The following is a 346-nucleotide window of genomic DNA, read 5'->3' as shown; positions in this document are numbered from 1 at the left end:
GTCGAGACGGCCTTTCTCGACGGGTTCGCGCGGGCACCCGATCCATCCAGCTTCCTGCGGCTCGCCGGCATTCCTTTCCTCGGCGAAACCGCCGACGGCAGGCGGCTGCACCTGCTGCGGGTCGAGACACAGGATATCGTCGATGTCGGTGCCGTGATGCCGCTGATCGGCGGCGCCGGCGTGGCCTACAACCCGCTGCCCGCGAAGCTGACGTCGCACCGGCGGCACCTGGCATTCGTCTACCACGACGGCAAGGGCCAGCGGCCTCTGGATTTCAACGAGGCACGGCTTCTGACCGACAGGTCCGCGGCAGCCGAAATCGCCATGCCCGGACATTGAACCCCGG

The 346-nt window shown here is 67.9% G+C and carries 1 pseudogene; it reads left to right on the top strand.

Annotation, left to right across the window (positions count from 1 at the left end):
* Positions 1–339 (top strand): annotated as a pseudogene (locus EN850_RS34515) (hypothetical protein); the annotation flags it as partial.
* Between the last annotated feature and the right edge of the window lie 7 nt (positions 340–346).

Origin of the sequence: Mesorhizobium sp. M8A.F.Ca.ET.207.01.1.1 (assembly GCF_004794715.1) — a bacterium.
Classification (GTDB): domain Bacteria; phylum Pseudomonadota; class Alphaproteobacteria; order Rhizobiales; family Rhizobiaceae; genus Mesorhizobium.
Note: the sequence above shows the minus strand (reverse complement) of the source record. Positions and strands in the feature narration are given on the sequence as shown.